A 17359-nucleotide genomic window follows, 5' to 3' on the forward strand; every position below is an offset into this window, starting at 1 on the left:
AATCCTTCTATTTCCCCTCAGCCATTATCCTAACCCTCCCAGGGATGGCTTGCCTGAGACACACTTGTCTTGTCATTTGCCTGCCCCCAAGGAGAACGGTGCATGAAGCCATCAGATGACGAAAAACCAAAGATTTTAGTTGTAGACGATGAACCAGATAATCTCGATTTGCTCTATCGCACCTTCCACCGAGAGTTTAAAGTGTTGCGAGCCGAGAGTGGGCCCGTTGCCCTAGAAATTTTAAAAAATCAAGGTGAGGTGGCCGCCATCATTTCCGATCAGCGGATGCCCTACATGAGTGGGACAGAGTTTCTCAGCCTTACAGCCACGCAATACCCCGATACCATTCGCATTATTTTAACGGGCTATACCGATGTAGAAGATTTGGTCGATGCCATCAACGCTGGCAAAGTGTTTAAGTATGTCACCAAGCCTTGGGACGATAATGAACTGAAAGCTGTAGTACGGCAGGCCGTTGACACCCACAATGTTTTAAAAACTCGTACACAAGAGCTACGCCGCACTTTACGGCAAGAATCGCTGCTCAATGCTGTCACGAATACCATTCGCAGTGCCCCCAATTATCGGCAAATTTTGCAGACGATCGTCGAAACCGTTGGGCACATGTTTGAAGTCGATCGCTGTATTCTCCGTCCGTTTCAAGATGGACAGTTGGTTGATGAATGGTTTGTGTACACAGCCCGATCCACAACATCCTCTCCGCTATTGAAGCTAGACCCGGCGATCGACAGCGCAGCCTGCGCACCCGTGGACTCTCAACCAGATGGCGAACTTCATCAACTGATGCAAACGGTTTGGGAAACCCAGGATGTGCTGGTGATCCATGACGTGCAAACCGATGCCCACATCGATGCTGATCCGACTGGACGCCGTCGCCGCGCTTACGAGCACACACACATTTCCTCTAGTTTAATTGTGCCGCTATTACAGCAGGAACTTATGGCTGTTTTGGCGCTGCATCAGTGTCACCGACCTCGCCGTTGGCATGATGACGAAGTGCAACTCGTGGTAATGGTGGCCGATCAAGCCGCCTTGGCGTTATCACAAGCTCGTGCCTACGAACAAGTACGAGCGTTGGCCAAGCGGGAAGCGCTGGTTAATACCATTACCGCTGCTATTCGTTCTAGTCTAGACCCGCAAGAAATTTTTGCCGCCATCACGCAGCAATTAGGGCAAGCCTTACAAGCAGACGGTTGTGCCCTCTCGTTGTGGACCGCAGACGACGAGTTTGTTCATTGTGTTGGGCTACACGATGTTACTCCGGCGATCGACAAGCTCACCGAGAGCAGTGATTCCGTAGCATCGGTGACATCAGCCGCGTCTGTGGATTGGCTCTCTGCAATGCCCCAGCCGTCTAACCCGCAGACAATGGCAACCAATCATCTGCCCCAGTCGTTTGCTCCGATTGCGGGTAATCCCGTTCTTCAACAAGTGCTGCAAACCCAAGCCCCAGTTATGATTGCTGATTTAAGTCAGCATTCAGAGATGACCCTGCCAGACTTGCCCCTACGCTCACCCGCTCGATCGCTGTTGGTTGTGCCTCTGCTCTACGATGGCAAAATTATTGGCAGCATTTCGCTGCGACAAACCCACACGCCCCGTCACTGGCAACAAGCTGAAATTGAATTGGCCCAAGCGGTGGCCGCCCAAGCTGCTATTGCTGTGCAACAATCTCGTCTTTATCAAACTACTCGACAACAGGCTGAACAACTGCTGGAACTCGATCGCCAAAAAACTGAATTCTTTCAAAACATCTCTCACGAATTTCGCACCCCCTTAACGCTGACGATGGGCCCGTTAGAGTCTGCTGTTGCTCAGCAGCAAGGGCTTTCTTATGAACAATCAGTCATTGCGCTGCGCAATTCCCGACGTTTACTGAGATTGGTCAATCAACTGCTCGATTTACAGCGACTTGATGCGGGGCGGATGCAGCCCCAGTTTCGCCCTTGTCATCTCTTAGAATTGGTATCTGACATTGTCGATTCGTTTCAGCCCTATTGCGAGAAGAAACAAATTCAGTTAACGACGGCATTGCAAGAGTGTCCGTTAGTTTACTTAGATGTCGAGAAATTTGACAAAGTTTTGTATAACTTGTTGTCCAATTCCATTAAATTCACGGCCGCAGGGGGTAGCATTTGCGTGACGCTGACCCCATTTCCCGATCGCTGTTTGATTGAAGTACAAGACACGGGTATCGGGATTCGGGCCGATCAACTGCCTTACTTGTTTGAACGCTTTCGGCAGGCAGATGGTTCGGCGAGTCGTAGTCATGAGGGCAGCGGATTAGGCTTGGCGCTGGTCAAGGAACTGGTCGAGTTGCATGGTGGTAATGTCTGCGTAGAGTCTACCTACGGTTGTGGCACTCGGTTTACAATCGAACTGCGAATAGGCAAAGAGCATCTGCCCGTCGATCAAGTCAGCGAGCAGGGGCTTGGGATTGAACCCAATCGTGCCCCGATTGAATTAGCCGATATTGAAACAGACCTCCAGGAACTGACAACACACCCATCGCTAGGGTCTGTTGAGCCAATTCAACAAGTGGCTGAGGTAACAAGCCCATCTACTGCAACTGCGACTTCAGCGCTCAGCAAATCCAGTCATCAATCAACGAGCAAAATTCTGGTAGTTGAAGACAATGCTGATATGCGCCACTATGTTTCAAGTGTGTTGCAGCGATCGGGGCACGAAGTATATACCGCTCGACATGGTGCGGAAGGGTTTCAACTGGCTCAAACCTTGGCTCCACATCTAATTGTCACTGATTTAATGATGCCATTGGTATCCGGGTTGGAAATGATTCAAATGATTCGGCAACACGAAGTTCTTAGAGGAACACCGATCGTACTATTAACCGCCAAAGCTGACGAAGATACTCGCATTGAGGGAGCCGAGACAGGTGCAGATGCCTACTTGTCCAAACCGTTTAACGATCGCGAGCTGTTGGCCGAAGTGCGAAATTTGCTGGCGCTGAAGGAAAACGAACGCAAGGTGGCAGATTTAAACACCTATTTAACTAAATCGGTGCTGCGACGATTTTTGCCCCCGGTGTTGGTAGACAAGGCCAGCCGAGGAGAATTGTCATTGGATTTGCGCCCCGAACCTCGCATGATCACGATTCTGTTTAGCGACATTATTGGGTTTACCCAGCTTTCCAACACGTTGCGATCCCGCAAAGTATCAGAACTGCTCAATGAGTACCTAACAGACATGACCCATGCCATCTTTGAACATGGCGGCACGGTCGATAAATTTATGGGCGATGCGATCCTGGCAATTTTTGGGGCACCCGAAGAAATGAGTCCTAACGAACAAGTGAAACGCGCCATTGCAGCGGCTCGGCAAATGTATCGTACACTCGCCCAGTTAAACGATCGCTGGCAGGCTCAGGGCATTACTCAACGGGTGCAGTTTCGGTGTGGCATTCACCAAGGAACGGCTGTGGTTGGATTGTTTGGTGGAGAGGAACGGGCCGACTATACGGCGATCGGACCTAGTGTCAACATTGCGGCCCGCATTCAGGAAGCGGCTGAACCCAGCACGATTCTGGTTTCTGCGGCCGTTGCTGATTACCTGGAACTGGAAAAGGACGCCATTACAAAATGCAGTCCACTGAAACTGAAGGGCGTGGATGAGACAGTACTCACCTTTGCTATTCATCCTGACCCATTACAAAAGCAGACCATCGAACGCTCCAAGGCGTAAAGTACCCCAAGGTATAAAGTAAATGAGTAGATCTAAGTGGGCGGCGACTGATCTCCAGCAATCGTTTTTTGGCGGGATTTTGGGCGGGATTAGAAGATGCCTAGTAGTTGGGCTGCTATGACTTGTAGCAGAATTGCAATCACAATCGCTGCGATCGCCCCTAAAAAGGTATTGACAACATTGACCAATTCATTCGTTAACCAATCATATTTTGCTTGCAGGGTTGCTCCAATTACACTCTCTAAGTTAGTTGCAATAAAGGCGGCAACGATACAAATTACGATACTGAGATAGCCAATCAAACCTACCGCCCAACCCACAGAAGCAATTGCCGCAGACGCCACAATACCGGCAAGCGTGCCTTCTAAACTGACTGCACCTTCTGTACCTCGGGCTACTGGTTGCAGGGTCGTAATCAAAAAGGTGCGTTTTCCATAGGCTTTGCCTACTTCACTGGCGCAAGTATCTGACAACTTAGTGCTGAGACTGGCCACATAACCCAGCAGCAACAGAATCACTAGTTCGGGTGTCCAAGCAGAAGCGATCGTAGAAGCAAAGTAAGCACCCAAAGCACAGAGCATTGCTGTGAGAGCAGATCCCCAGACATTTTCTGGTCCTCTGGCTCCCGATCGTTTTTCGGCAATCCCTGCTGCCTCTTTTTCGGCCATGCCAATGCGCGTCACCGCTGACCCCACCAAGAAGTAAAACATCATGACCGTATACCCTCGCCACCCCAACGTGCCCCAAATCATGATGCCTAAGGCCCAGGCATGAAGTAGACCCGCAGGCGTCAGTAATTTTTTGGGTACAAACCAGGCGATCGCCAGCAATACGGAATTTAAACCCACTGCAATCAGCCAGGGCATGAGGACATCGAGAATTTCAATCGACATGAAGGTAGTCACAGATCTTAACCATAGGACTTGAGTTGTGCTTGTCTTGGTCTCAAGATACCCCTCGATCAGGGTATCTCGCTGAATGTTTATAAATAAGCTTTGTTGCGTTAGTTCAACTTTGATTGCAAAGTTTAGCGATACATCAAGAATGGGAAACCTAGCAGATACGCAATCAAGTAGCTGCACTATGACCATCTCGCCTTTGCCCAATTGCCAACTTCAGGTAGAGCAAGAAAATTTACTGCGTCACGTTACCGATCGAATTCGGCAATCTCTGGAATTACAAGAAATTTTGGATGCCACGGTTGTTGAAGTTCGGGCATTTTTGCAAACCGATCGCATTTTGATCTATAAGTTCTACCCCAATCACAATGGTCAAGTGGTGGCAGAGTCAGTCGATCGAACCCGATTGCCGTCCCTTTTAGGGCTAAATTTTCCGGCTGATGATATTCCCCTCCATGCACGAGAATTATTTATACAAGCAAGGGTGCGATCGGTGGTGGATGTGGAATCTGGTCAAATTGGGCAAAGTTCCGCTAATAACCTGAACGTAGGAGAATCTTCTCTTCAATATCGTTCGCTTGATCCATGCCATGCGGAATATCTCACAGCGATGGGAGTGAAGTCTTCGATGGTTGTGCCTGTGTTTTACCACGAACAACTTTGGGGATTATTAGTGTCCCACCATGCCGACTCAAAAGTTATCTCTGAAGCCCTGTTGCAAGGTATTCAACTAGTTGTCGATCAACTTTCAGTGGCAATTACTCAATCAATGTTGCTGCAACAGGTACGAGAGAAGGCTGACCGTGAAGCCACAATCAACCGCATTACTACCCTTCTGCATTCATTGCCGACGATCGAATTACAAAAAGCGTTGGATGAAACCGTGGCAGCCTTACAAGGCTCTGGTGGGAGATTGTTTGTGCAGGGTGGTTTTTTCAAAGGGCAGTATAACGCTGAGGGAATACTGGCAGGTTCCTCACCCAATTTGTATATCAGTGGTGCACAACCTACCCTTCCTGATCGAGCCAAGTGGCCATACATCGAGCAATATAGCGGTTGGACAAATCACTTTCAAACCGTTGGTGATTTTCAACCTTGGGCCATTACCGATCTGTATGAAACGCCTAGTCTGCGTAATCTGCAATCCTTTTTTCAAACGACCCCCATTCGATCGCTCCTCATTGTGCCACTGTGGATACGCCAACAATGGGTAGGCTATTTGAGTCTTTTTCGCAATGAAATTGAAACAGAAACCTTGTGGGCTGGACAGTTCGATCCCGATGAACGTCAACGCTATCCACGGTTATCGTTTGATGTTTGGCGAGAATCTAAGAGTGGACAGGTACACCCCTGGAGTGATGGAGATATTCAACTTGTAAAGAATTTAGGACATCAGTTTGCGTCAGCGATCGAACAAAATGAATTATATCAGCGCATTCAATCGCTCAATTTGACTTTAGAAACCCAAGTGCAAGAGCGCACAATAGAATTGCAGCAAGCAACCGAACAGCAAAAAATTCTGTTTGAAGTTGTCACTGAAATGCGTAAATCTCTTGATCTAAGTACAATTTTTGCAACGGTCACTCGGAGAGTAAGACGAATCTTACAGGTCGATCGCGTGGGAGTGTATCAGTTTGATTTAGATTCAGACTGTACAGATGGTAAGTTTGTCGCCGAAAAAGTATCATCTAAGTTTTCCTCAGCATTGGAAATCAGAATTCACGATCATTGCTTCGGTGAACTTTATCAGTCTCTCTATCAACAAGGTCGTTTACTGGTTATTAATGATATTCATCATGCAAATCTACAAAATTGTCATATCAGCATTCTCAATCGGTTTCAAGTAAAAGCCTTGATCGTTGCTCCGTTGCTGAAAGGAGAGTTCCTTTGGGGATTATTATGTATTCACCAATGTGCCCACGTCAGGGAGTGGAAACCCAGCGAAATTCAATTTGTCAGTCAAGTGGCAGAACAGCTAAGTGTAGCCCTTGCGCAAGCCGATTTGCTAGCTCAAACGCAATCTCAAGCGAACCAGCTAGCTCAAACACTGCGGGAGCTACAGCAAGCCCAAGCGCAACTGATTCAAACCGAGAAAATGTCGAGCTTGGGGCAGTTGGTGGCAGGTGTAGCCCATGAAATCAATAATCCTGTGAATTTTATTTATGGCAATCTCAACTACATTGCCAGTTATACAGAAGATTTACTAAGCCTGACCCAACTGCATCAGCAGCATTACAGTGAGATAGATACAACCATTCGGGAAAAAGCTGAAGCAATCGATCTAGATTTCATTAGCGAAGATTTGCCTAAAATTATTGCGTCGATGAAAATAGGAGCCGATCGGATTCGACAAATTGTGTTGTCGTTGCGCAATTTCTCTCGTCTTGACCAAGCTGAAATGAAATTAGTCAATATTCACGAGGGTATTGATAGCACGCTGTTAATTTTGCAACATCGACTGCGTGGTAAACCAGATGTTGCAGGAATTGAACTCATTAAAACCTATGGAGACTTGCCGCTGGTTGAGTGTTATGCCGGACAGCTAAATCAAGTATTCATGAATTTGATCAGCAATGCCATCGATTCACTAGAGGAATGGAATTTGCAGCGATCGCCTCAAAGCATTGCCCAGCAGCCAGCTATTATCCGCATTTGCACCGAGGCATTGAACAATGAGCGCGTTGCCATTCGCATTTCTGACAACGGCATGGGAATGTCAGAAGCGGTGCGGAGCCACTTGTTTGATCCATTTTTTACCACAAAACCTGTGGGCAAAGGCACTGGATTAGGACTCTCCATTAGCTATCAAATCATCACCGATAAACATGGTGGGCAACTTCGCTGTGTGTCGGCTCCGGGGCAAGGGGCAGAATTTATTATCGAAATTCCAATTAGGCAGCCGTCCCCCACAACTCTGATATAGGCAGTTCCCAACCTGGTAGTAATTCGGGGATGGTCAACAATTGGCCGTCCTCTAGCACAGATTCTGCGGCATTCGATCGATACACAGTCACAGTGCGCTGGTCTGGATCAATCAACAAGCCAATGCGGATACCTTGGTTCACAAACGACAGCACTTTTTCCCGCACAGGGGCAATTCGATCGAACGCCGACTTAATTTCCATAATCAAATCTGGCATCAACTCTGGGTAAGTCCGTGGTGCTCGCTTCAGGCGTTCCTTGAGAATAAACGAACAGCGCGGGGCCACCACTTCACCATTGGTCAAACGGTAGCCAACGCTGGAACTGAGCACATATCCTAACTGACGCGGCTCTACCCAGGCAAACAAGCGGGCACAAAAGCGGGTATTGATTTCACCAGAGGTAAAATCGGCTGGAGAATCCGTCATTGATTCGTCTGAGAGGATTGGAGCGGGCGTTGAAGAGGTCATCGTAGCGGAACCGGATGCGATCGGGGATAGTTCATTGAGTACCTGCTGCCTCAAATTCGATACGTTGACGCCTAGAGCCTCTAAAACTCTCACCGCCACTCCATCAGGAACCCGCAGCGTACCAAGCAGTAAGTGTTCAGTGCCAATGTAGCCTAGCCGCAGCTGCCGAGCTTCTTGTTTAGCGTAGTTCAAAACCATTTTGGCTTTTGGCGTAAACGGAATTTCAACTCTGTCTTCCTCGTTGCCCCGTCCAATGATTTTCTCGACTTCTCGACGAGCATCTTCTAGTTTGACACCAGCTGCTTTCAGTACTTTGGCGGCAAGTCCTGTGTTTTCGGCCATCAGCCCCAGCAAAATAAACTCGGTTCCTACAAAGTTATGCCCTAAGCGGCGAGATTCTTCTTGGGCAAGCGTGATTGACTGAATAGCTTTTTCCGTAAATCGCCTAAACATTGCATGATCCTCTGGAGTTTCAAGGGGGTCTGGAAGAAAAACGGTTTCGATCGAGCAATCAAACAAATGAGCAATTTTGATCGCTAGCGGCAAACTGGGATCATATCGTCCCACTTCCAGGGCGTTAATGGTTTGCCGACTGACTCCGAGACGTTTTGCCAGTTCTGCCTGCGACCAATGGCGATCGGCTCTAAGAATTCGTAAGCGATTGTGCATGGTTAGGGGAACTTTGCATCGATAGAACGGCTCTCCATCACCATAGTCGCATGGTAAAGTAAATGAAACAGTGTGTCAATCTTGCTTTACACGCATGTTGTAAACTAAGTTTGTCAAATTTTGACAAAGTTGCGGTGCCATTTCTGATGCCCGTCTAGCTGCCTACAACTGGTTTGGTTGCCTTGCTAACACAATCAGGCGAGTTCGTTATTCTATAACTACAGTTCTTATTTATAAGCCTGTCTTAACCAGGTTTTCATCAGTTGCTATGAACCACGTGCTATTTCACCTTGCCTTTCCCGTGACCGACATTGCCGCAGCCAAAGCTTTTTATGCCGATGGTTTAGGGTGCAGTGTAGGTCGAGAAAATGCTAATTCGGTCATTTTGAATTTGTATGGGCATCAGTTAGTGGCCCATCTAACGCACGAGACATTGACACCACAAAAAGGCATCTATCCGCGTCATTTTGGACTGATCTTTACCAGTGAATCAGACTGGGAGGATCTGCTAAGTCGAGCGCAACAACGAGGATTGAAATTTTATCAATCTCCAAAGTATCGCTTCACGGGTTTACCGTTAGAACATCGCACTTTCTTTCTAGAAGATCCGTTCCATAATTTGATGGAATTTAAGTACTACGCCCATGCCTCTGCGATTTTTGGTGAAGCGGAATATACTCAAATTGGCGATCGAGCTTAATGCTGCTATGTTTAAAAAATCTAGCTATTTATGAGTTCATTGTGGAATGTTTTTCTTCATGTGCAGGCGTATTTTTTCTATGCAATAAAGCAAAAAATTCAGTTTTATTTAGAGGATATTGAAACGCCAATCGGCCGATTGATAAATTTGTCGATCGCAGGTTTAGTATTGCTATCGTCTGCTATTTTTATTGCTGAAACCTATTCCATTCCTGAGACCATCAAAATTTACTTAGATACAGGCAATCAAGCAATTTTAGCTATTTTCACGATCGAATATCTTTTGAGGTTTTGGTGCGCTGAAAACAAAATTCGCCACCTTTTCAGCCTTTATTCATTAATTGATTTATTCGCTATTCTGCCCTTTTTGATTGTCCCACTTCATATTGATGTTGGTTTTTTAAGGATTTTTCGCTGGTTCCGCATTCTGCGACTGTTGCGCTATGTGGAAGGCAAAACAATTTTTGGATATGTCACTCGCGAAGATAGCGCGATTTTAGTGCGAATTCTGTTCACTTTATTTACGATTATTTTCATCTTTTCTGGATTAATTTATCAAGCCGAACACCCTAGTAATTCTGGACGTTTCAATACATTCTTGGATGCTATATATTTTTCGATCGCGACAATGACAACGGTCGGTTTCGGCGATTTGACCCCAACTACACAAGTGGGTCGGCTGCTAACCGTATTGATGATTTTGACTGGAATTGCACTCATTCCTTGGCAAATTGGAGAATTAATTAAGCAACTTTTGAAAACATCTAAACAGATCAATCAAGAAATTCTTTGCATCAATTGCGGATTGTCAATTCATGATACCGATGCTCGCTTTTGCAAAATTTGTGGAAAGCCACTGGTCAAAACAGGAGATGCCTGTGAATTACCAACATTGAATGAGGAATTGACCGTCCAACAAAAACGGCAGCTAGACTGAACTACCTACCTGCTAGACTGACAATCCTCGCACTGCCCTCACCCTAATCCCTCTCCCAGCGTGGACAAGGAGTGTTCGATCTAGGGTTTGGGGTTGCAGTCCCTTCGCCCCTGGAAGGAGGGAGTGAGGAATGAGGGGAATGGTTCAGTCAGCTAGTTAGAACAACTCTTCCAGCCTAAACATGGGGTAGGGGGTTGAGTAATTTGGTGGTTTTCAGCAGACTTCCCTTCCCTGCTCTGAATCTATAGCCCACGCAATCTAGCACGTAATCTAGACAGTGGGGAAATTTCTGCCTTTTCAGGTTTGCAATGCTTTTTTGAACACAGTAGGCTAAAGATAAACCTACATTCATTGTGCGTTATTCAAACTTGGAGTAGCGCCCTCAACGAGGACATTGAAGATGAGTCAAACTGTTACACCGCCCCAAGCGAATCTGGACGAATCGACCCGATCGTCTGGATCATCTACTGGAGCGATGACGACTTCATCACGCTTCAGCGAATTTACCCAAGAAACGTTTGCCCTTACGCGGCGGCTATTTATTCAGCTTCAGCGGCGCCCCTCCACGCTGATTGCGGGAATTATTCAACCTGTGATGTGGTTAGTGCTTTTTGGAGCTTTGTTCCAGAATGTGCCCCAGGGCTTGTTTGGCAGCAGTCAAAACTACGGACAGTTTTTAGCGGCTGGCGTCATTGTCTTCACAGCATTTGGCGGAGCACTCAATGCTGGCTTGCCAGTAATGTTCGATCGCGAGTTTGGGTTTCTAAATCGCTTGCTAGTAGCTCCGCTCACGTCTCGACTTTCCATTGTGCTTGCGTCTGCTCTGTTTATTGCCACTATGAGTTTGGTGCAAACAGCCGCAATTGTTGCGATGAGTTCTGTTTTGGGAGCCGGACTGCCGGGCGCTGCTGGTTTGGCGCTGGTGACGGCGATCGTGTTGCTGTTGGTGCTAGGTGTCACGGCTCTAAGTCTGGGGCTAGCGTTTGCCTTACCAGGGCACATTGAACTGATTGCGGTCATCTTTGTCACGAACCTGCCTTTGCTGTTTGCGAGTACAGCACTTGCGCCCTTGTCCTTTATGCCAACTTGGTTGCAAGTTGTTGCTAGCCTTAATCCTTTGAGCTATGCGATCGAGCCAATCCGCCATATTTATACCCATGCTCACTGGTCCCTGGGCGATGTGGTCATGCAGACCCCGTTTGCAGATATCACGATGGCGACGGCCCTGCTGGTTCTATTCGGTTTCAGTGCGATTGTCTTTTTCAGCATTCGCCCCTTGTTGCGTCGATCGATCGCTTAAAAATTTGGCAAAGGAATAGCCTAAAAGGTGAAACGTCCCGCCTGACAATGGTGCTGTTACGGAAATAACGCAATGTGCAAATATCTTGTTCTCCGCTCTGTTTCCTAATCTGCACGAGGAGGGAGCTAGAAGCAGGTTCGGTTCCCTCTTCTCCTATGCGCGGAAATAGGGGTGGGGATGAGGGTGATGCAGGATTCATCCACCTTGTTCAAACAATTACACGCCGCGTGAAATAGGTAATTGTGAAATAGGTAATTATTGATCTACTAAATCGTATTCGCACCAAATTATCCCTCACCTGCCTGCGGCACTTTTCTTAAGTCAGGGAAGGTTAGAGGGAGTCTCATCCATCGCGTTCACAACTGAAACTGGTACGAGTTTAGGCTGTGTCTAAGTTGTTATAGAGTAAGCTTGAGGCTTAATATCTCTACCTAACGTTAAAATCGATGTATTTCAGGAGCAAACAGGAGCAAATTGATTTGGTCAGTCGTCTTTAGGCGAAATTGCTTTAGTCAAATAAACTGAACTAAGCATCCATGTCACCGAGTGAAAAAATTAAGTGAAGATCAAATGGTAGTTAAGCCCTATTCTATGCAAGCTATGATCAAGCAAATTTATCAATCGGCTACTCGCCCTCAATGTATGTTGCGATCGGTTTCTATCCTTCTATCTGCGCTAACAGGAACCCTGTTGCTTTCGACAATGCCAGCAATCGCGCAATCTGCCAATAGCGATGCACTTCAACGAACGGGCAGCAGTGACCAAGATCCGAATGCCTTTGGAGACACGGGGCTAGATATGTTTGACTTGATCCATCGGGCCCAGCAGGGAGCGATTCGCAATCCCTACGAATTTTCGCGAGAACAGCAAACCAATATTAATAGCGAAGCCGAAAATTTTCGGACAAGGCAGCGAGAAGCGTTAGAGCAGCAGCCTGGAAATATGCCTACTACAGTTCCAGTCACACAACCTCAAGCTGATTAGAGTAGAATCAACTGATTGTGATGGCTCATTTACCGTCGTCGATCGAGTCCGTCTTGCAGTTTTGGTTTGGCATTCCGAACACGCCAGATGCGCACTACTCGCAACGACGCAGACTTTGGTTTGGCAAACATCCTGAATTCGATCGAGAAATCCGCGATCGGTTTCATTCTCTTTATGAACAAGCGGCGAATGGAGAATTAGAAGGCTGGCGAGACACGCCCCAAGGAAATCTAGCCTTGATTTTGCTGTTGGATCAGGTTCCTCGCAATATGTTTCGGAATATGCCTCGGGCGTTTGCGACGGATACTCAGGCTCTCATCATTGCAAAGCAGAGTATTGCTCAGCATGTCGATCGGGCGTTGGAGCCAATCCAGCGCATTTTTATCTATCTCCCTCTAGAGCACAGCGAGAACTTGGACGATCAACACCAGAGTGTTCAGTTGTTCGAGGCATTAGTTGCTGACACCCCCGACTTGGCAGATTGTCTGGACTATGCCCAACGCCATCAAGCGATAATTGAACGCTTCGGTCGCTTTCCTCACCGCAATCGCATACTGGGACGCCCTTCGACGCCAGCCGAAATAACCTTTCTGCAACAGCCCGGTTCTTCGTTTTGAGCTAGCATGTGAACCAAACAGACATACCCCAACGGACAAATACTCAAGACGGATATACACAAAAAAGGGAGGGACCCCTCCCGATGTCGTTTCAGTTTCTTAAATCGGTCTTTCCAAAATCTTCTCAGTTACTAAACTCTCGCGGGCCTTGGTATCCAGATGCATCTGCTAAAGCCTGAAGTGATTGAGTTCCCACTAGATATCGACCATTCACTTCCCAAGTCGGAAATCCAAATTCTCGCCCCGTTGCCGCTTTAATATCAGGGGCAACAGCTTGACAGGTTGAAGCTTGAGAATTTTGTCCGTCTGGGGCACACTCAATATAGGTAATCAAGGCTGCCGCCTCTTGCCCGAACAACTGCTTCTGGTCGTGACAGTGTGGACACCAGTAAGCTCCATACATTTTGGCACCAATATTGGTAAGATGCTGCGCAAGTGCAATTTCAGAAGCCCCCGATACGGTCGTAATTTGTGGCCCTGTCGCGCCTGCTACATCCGCCGAGGCAAGCTGTCCACCATTTCCACCAGAATAAACGCCTAATGTGCCAACGATCGTTACCATCGCCACAATGATGCCGGTGAAGAAAAGCTGTCCCCGATCCTCCCACGCGCGTCCCAGGAGAGTAAGCACAAATAATGCTAAGGCAAAAATTGCCGATGCTAAGCAATAGTAACAAATGCCTCCTGGTCCGTAGTTGGCTACAAACTGGGAAAACATAATGTACATGAGATAGGCGCTGAACACTAGCATGGCCGTAGAGCCAGCAAACAGCAGCATCCAAGTCCAATTTTCCAAATTCGTACGCAGTTGCTTGTTTCTATCTGGATTTACAAACAACGGTGCGAGCGCAAACGCAGCCATACTCAAATAGGCCAACAGCCCAAACAGAGCCAGCGGCACACCAAACACTTCCGCATAAGAGCTAGAGAGCACCTGCTTGCAACCATCTGTAGGGCAAGTGGTTTCTCCGCCAAACAGCTTTGTTGCAGTGAGATAGGCAGTATTTAGCGCTCCCAGACCTGCAACGCCTGCAATCAAATAACGAGACCGACGATGCATCCAAGGCGCTTGACGGCGACGGCTTCTCATAAACCCCACCCATAATTAAACTTCAATTGAACTTAAAAGTTCTGACGTTTCTATTCTGTCTCAAAGTGCCCAAAATGGTTGATTTCAAATTCAACAATTTTGATTAATTCCTTCAGTTTAGCCAACCGAACCGGGCAGCTACCAACTTTGATTGCCCAAGACAGAACTCTTCATGCCAATTAACCCGTTTGTGAAGGCACTGGATGCGACGTTCGCATAGGCGATGATTCTTTCACAGGTAGACTGCGCCGCATAGCTTCCACAAACTGACTCACGCGAATGGGATCGATCGGCTGCTCAATTTGCCCGCGACGTTTCAGAGAACTTGAAACAATTACCCCATCTGCTGCCTGAATTAAGTGAGGAATATTCTCCCAATTAGCCCCGCTGCCAATAAAAACAGGAGTACCATTAGCGGCAGCACGGGCAAGCTCTAGATCTTCAAGATTAGGTGGGCTACCAGTGGCCCATCCTGACAAAATGATGCCATCTGCCAAGCCCCGCTCGATCGTTTCTTGTACAGCGGTGGTCAGATTCGGCGAACCGAGTGGACGGGCATGTTTAACCAATACATCTGCCAGGATTTTGACATCACTGCCCAACTCGCGGCGATATCGTAGCAGTTGATGTGCTTGTCCTTCAATCAATCCCTGATCTGTGGCCATGACACCGGTCAGCACATTGACACGAATAAACTGAGCTTGGACACAGGTAGCGATCGCCATCGCGCTGTGGGCATCATTGCGTAATACATTGATCCCAATAGGTAACGTCACCAAATGCTGTAATCGTTGCACGACGAGACTAATGGCGCTGACCACCGCTGGATCAACACAGTCTTTCGGAAACGGAGCGTCAAAGAAATTTTCCACAATAATGCCATCAACGCCGCCCGAAGCCAGTGCGGTTGCTTCTTGTTCAGCCCGATCGATCACTGACTTCAAACTTCCTCCCCAGCGCGGAGAGGTTGGCAGCGGCAATAAATGAACGACTCCAACAATAGGATTAGTAGTTTTAAAGATTTGGTTTAAGTCCACGTGTTTAGCTAGGTCAAAACGGACTCACAAATAAACGGTTTCATACAACCGAGTACACAAGTGCAGGAAATTTCATGCAAAAACAGAATTTTCCTACCCTACTAAATGTACCTTAACAGCTTGTCGGTTTCCGATCGATCTAAGGCAGATTCCAGTTAGACGGTCTCGCTTTCTAGCTTAGACTAGAAAACAACCCCCTTTCTTACAGACCCGCGGACTACTTTTTGCCAGTTTGAGTCTTTGAGTCATTTCTATAACAGCACGGTTTTTGCTGATCCCAAGCTAGGAATCGCCCATTCTTGTCGAAACAAGTGAACAAAACCCCCCTGTTCCCCTCTAATTTTGCAAAGATGTGTAGGAATGTTACAAGAATTTGGGTGGGTTGTGTTAAGATAGTTAGCATCTCGTAGGAACGCGATTGCGATTGACGGTATCCGCTGGGCATGCGTCGGGCATACGTCGGGCAACTGTCAGGATTCGGACATATGTCGAGAAGCGTCGGAAGACGTTGTCGGGCACATTGTCGAAGCGGATGATGAGGCAAAGGTCTAGTCCGTTGATAACAGCGATCGCCACGGTTTCGCCAATTGACTACCATTTTGTCTCATTTGTAGAGCGGATATTTGCATGGGCAACAAGCCAACGATTGCCATCTCTCATTTAGGCTGCGAAAAGAATCGAGTTGACACTGAACATATGCTAGGACTGCTAGTGCAGGCGGGCTATCAAGTGGACTCGGATGAGGAACTAGCCGATTACGTTATTGTTAATACCTGTAGTTTTATTCAGGCGGCACGCGAAGAGTCGGTTCGCACTCTGGTTGAGCTAGCAGAAGCTAACAAGAAGATTGTGATTACGGGCTGTATGGCGCAGCATTTTCAGCAAGAATTGCTGGACGCTTTGCCCGAAGCAGTGGCCTTGGTTGGAACAGGAGACTATCACAAGATTGTTGAGGTCGTACAACGAGTCGAGGCTGGAGAACGAGTCCAAGCCATTTCGCAAGAACCAACTTACATCGCTGATGAAACCGTTCCACGCTACCGTACCACAACCGAGGGTGTTGCCTATCTGCGCGTGGCGGAGGGGTGTGACTATCGCTGTGCTTTCTGTATTATTCCCAAATTGCGTGGGAATCAACGATCGCGCTCGATTGAGTCGATTGTGTCCGAAGCTAAACAACTAGCGGCCGAGGGCGTACAAGAGATTGTTTTGATTTCACAAATTACTACCAATTACGGCCTGGATCTTTATGGAGAACCGAAACTAGCCGAGCTATTGCGGGCGTTGGGTGAAGTCGAAGTTCCTTGGATTCGGATGCATTATGCCTATCCAACCGGATTGACGCCCAACGTCATTGCTGCTATTCGCGAAACTCCTAATGTCTTGCCTTATCTAGATCTGCCACTGCAACACTCACATCCTGAGATTTTGCGGGCTATGAATCGTCCTTGGCAAGGTCAGGTCAATGACAACATCATTGAGCGGATCAAAGCGGCATTGCCCAATGCAGTCTTACGCACAACGTTCATTGTGGGTTTTCCTGGAGAAACAGAGGCACACTTTGAACATTTACATCGGTTTGTTCAACGCCATGCTTTTGATCACGTAGGTGTCTTCACCTTTTCTCCCGAAGAAGGAACCCCTGCTTACAATTTGCCCAATTCAGTGCCGCAGGAACTCATAGACGATCGGCGCGACACCTTGATGCAGGCGCAACAGCCGATCTCGTTGCGGAAGAATCAAGCCGAAATTGGTAAGGTCGTCGATGTGCTGATTGAGCAGGAAAATCCAGAAACTGGAGAATTGATCGGTCGTTCTGCTCGATTTGCCCCTGATGTTGATGGTTTGGTATACGTCCACGGAGAAGCCCGTTTGGGTGCAATGGTTCCAGTTGCGATCGATGATGCCGATGTATATGACCTGTATGGTCACGTTGTAGACTTCACACCTCCAGCCTTAACCTCTCATGTTCAAGGAGCGCTGAATCGCGTTTCTGTCCACACTCATTAAGG

12 protein-coding genes and 2 pseudogenes are annotated in these 17359 nt (G+C 47.6%); 8 read left to right on the forward strand and 6 right to left on the reverse strand.

What is annotated here, in order from left to right; genetic code table 11:
- The first annotated feature begins 102 nt into the window (after positions 1–102).
- Entirely contained in the window at positions 103–3723 is a 3621-nt protein-coding gene (locus tag OXH18_RS15070; protein ID WP_268607924.1) for a response regulator, read from the forward strand.
- An 89-nt stretch (positions 3724–3812) separates the two neighbouring features.
- Here OXH18_RS15070 and OXH18_RS15075 read toward each other — a convergent pair whose 3' ends face one another.
- A complete protein-coding gene (locus tag OXH18_RS15075) occupies positions 3813–4616 on the reverse strand; it encodes a TIGR00297 family protein (protein WP_268607925.1) in 804 nt (267 codons plus the stop codon).
- Between the two features lie 190 nt (positions 4617–4806).
- On the opposite strand from OXH18_RS15075, the gene OXH18_RS15080 reads away from it, so the two are divergent.
- A complete protein-coding gene (locus tag OXH18_RS15080; protein WP_268607926.1) occupies positions 4807–7545 on the forward strand; it encodes a GAF domain-containing sensor histidine kinase in 2739 nt (912 codons plus the stop codon).
- Here OXH18_RS15080 and OXH18_RS15085 read toward each other — a convergent pair.
- The 3 genes and pseudogenes from OXH18_RS15085 to OXH18_RS15095 all read right to left on the reverse strand — a co-directional run.
- Positions 7514–7972, reverse strand: a complete 459-nt coding sequence (locus tag OXH18_RS15085; protein ID WP_268613191.1) for a Uma2 family endonuclease — start codon at positions 7970–7972, stop codon at positions 7514–7516. The genes OXH18_RS15080 and OXH18_RS15085 overlap by 32 nt on opposite strands.
- 6 nt (positions 7973–7978) lie before the next feature.
- A pseudogene (locus OXH18_RS15090) lies at positions 7979–8467 on the reverse strand (Clp protease N-terminal domain-containing protein); the annotation flags it as partial.
- Between the two features lie 99 nt (positions 8468–8566).
- Positions 8567–8683, reverse strand: a pseudogene (locus tag OXH18_RS15095) (helix-turn-helix transcriptional regulator); the annotation flags it as partial.
- A 268-nt stretch (positions 8684–8951) separates the two neighbouring features.
- Here OXH18_RS15095 and OXH18_RS15100 point away from each other — a divergent pair.
- From OXH18_RS15100 to OXH18_RS15120, 5 genes are all read left to right on the forward strand, one after another.
- Positions 8952–9383, forward strand: a complete 432-nt coding sequence (locus OXH18_RS15100) for a VOC family protein (protein WP_268607927.1) — start codon at positions 8952–8954, stop codon at positions 9381–9383.
- Positions 9384–9413: 30 nt separating this feature from the next.
- Complete coding sequence (locus OXH18_RS15105; RefSeq protein WP_268607929.1) at positions 9414–10319, forward strand: ion transporter; 906 nt, start codon at positions 9414–9416, stop codon at positions 10317–10319.
- A gap of 475 nt (positions 10320–10794) precedes the next feature.
- Positions 10795–11619, forward strand: a complete 825-nt coding sequence (locus OXH18_RS15110) for an ABC transporter permease (protein ID WP_268613192.1) — start codon at positions 10795–10797, stop codon at positions 11617–11619.
- Between the two features lie 600 nt (positions 11620–12219).
- Positions 12220–12603 (forward strand): hypothetical protein, encoded by a 384-nt coding sequence (locus OXH18_RS15115; protein ID WP_268607931.1) that lies wholly within the window; start codon positions 12220–12222, stop codon positions 12601–12603.
- Between the two features lie 20 nt (positions 12604–12623).
- Positions 12624–13220, forward strand: a complete 597-nt coding sequence (locus OXH18_RS15120; protein WP_268607932.1) for a DUF924 family protein — start codon at positions 12624–12626, stop codon at positions 13218–13220.
- A 124-nt stretch (positions 13221–13344) separates the two neighbouring features.
- On the opposite strand, the gene OXH18_RS15125 is transcribed toward OXH18_RS15120, so the two are convergent.
- Positions 13345–14310 (reverse strand): vitamin K epoxide reductase family protein, encoded by a 966-nt coding sequence (locus tag OXH18_RS15125; RefSeq protein WP_268607933.1) that lies wholly within the window; start codon positions 14308–14310, stop codon positions 13345–13347.
- A 179-nt stretch (positions 14311–14489) separates the two neighbouring features.
- Positions 14490–15347 (reverse strand): photosystem I biogenesis protein BtpA, encoded by an 858-nt coding sequence (gene btpA / locus OXH18_RS15130; RefSeq protein ID WP_268607934.1) that lies wholly within the window; start codon positions 15345–15347, stop codon positions 14490–14492.
- A gap of 627 nt (positions 15348–15974) precedes the next feature.
- Here btpA and rimO point away from each other — a divergent pair.
- Entirely contained in the window at positions 15975–17357 is a 1383-nt protein-coding gene (rimO, locus tag OXH18_RS15135; protein ID WP_268607935.1) for a 30S ribosomal protein S12 methylthiotransferase RimO, read from the forward strand.
- The last annotated feature ends 2 nt before the right edge of the window (positions 17358–17359 follow it).

Origin of the sequence: Thermocoleostomius sinensis A174 (genome assembly GCF_026802175.1) — a bacterium.
GTDB lineage: Bacteria > Cyanobacteriota > Cyanobacteriia > Elainellales > Elainellaceae > Thermocoleostomius > Thermocoleostomius sinensis.

What these genes read in the sequence shown, in the direction of transcription:
- OXH18_RS15070 (WP_268607924.1), top strand. Translation starts at nt 103, where the DNA reads ATGAAGCCATCAGATGACGAAAAACCAAAGATTTTAGTTGTAGACGAT.
- OXH18_RS15075 (WP_268607925.1), bottom strand. Translation starts at nt 4,616, where the DNA reads ATGTCGATTGAAATTCTCGATGTCCTCATGCCCTGGCTGATTGCAGTG.
- OXH18_RS15080 (WP_268607926.1), top strand. Translation starts at nt 4,807, where the DNA reads ATGACCATCTCGCCTTTGCCCAATTGCCAACTTCAGGTAGAGCAAGAA.
- OXH18_RS15085 (WP_268613191.1), bottom strand. Translation starts at nt 7,972, where the DNA reads ATGACGGATTCTCCAGCCGATTTTACCTCTGGTGAAATCAATACCCGC.
- OXH18_RS15100 (WP_268607927.1), top strand. Translation starts at nt 8,952, where the DNA reads ATGAACCACGTGCTATTTCACCTTGCCTTTCCCGTGACCGACATTGCC.
- OXH18_RS15105 (WP_268607929.1), top strand. Translation starts at nt 9,414, where the DNA reads ATGAGTTCATTGTGGAATGTTTTTCTTCATGTGCAGGCGTATTTTTTC.
- OXH18_RS15110 (WP_268613192.1), top strand. Translation starts at nt 10,795, where the DNA reads ATGACGACTTCATCACGCTTCAGCGAATTTACCCAAGAAACGTTTGCC.
- OXH18_RS15115 (WP_268607931.1), top strand. Translation starts at nt 12,220, where the DNA reads ATGATCAAGCAAATTTATCAATCGGCTACTCGCCCTCAATGTATGTTG.
- OXH18_RS15120 (WP_268607932.1), top strand. Translation starts at nt 12,624, where the DNA reads ATGGCTCATTTACCGTCGTCGATCGAGTCCGTCTTGCAGTTTTGGTTT.
- OXH18_RS15125 (WP_268607933.1), bottom strand. Translation starts at nt 14,310, where the DNA reads ATGAGAAGCCGTCGCCGTCAAGCGCCTTGGATGCATCGTCGGTCTCGT.
- rimO (WP_268607935.1), top strand. Translation starts at nt 15,975, where the DNA reads ATGGGCAACAAGCCAACGATTGCCATCTCTCATTTAGGCTGCGAAAAG.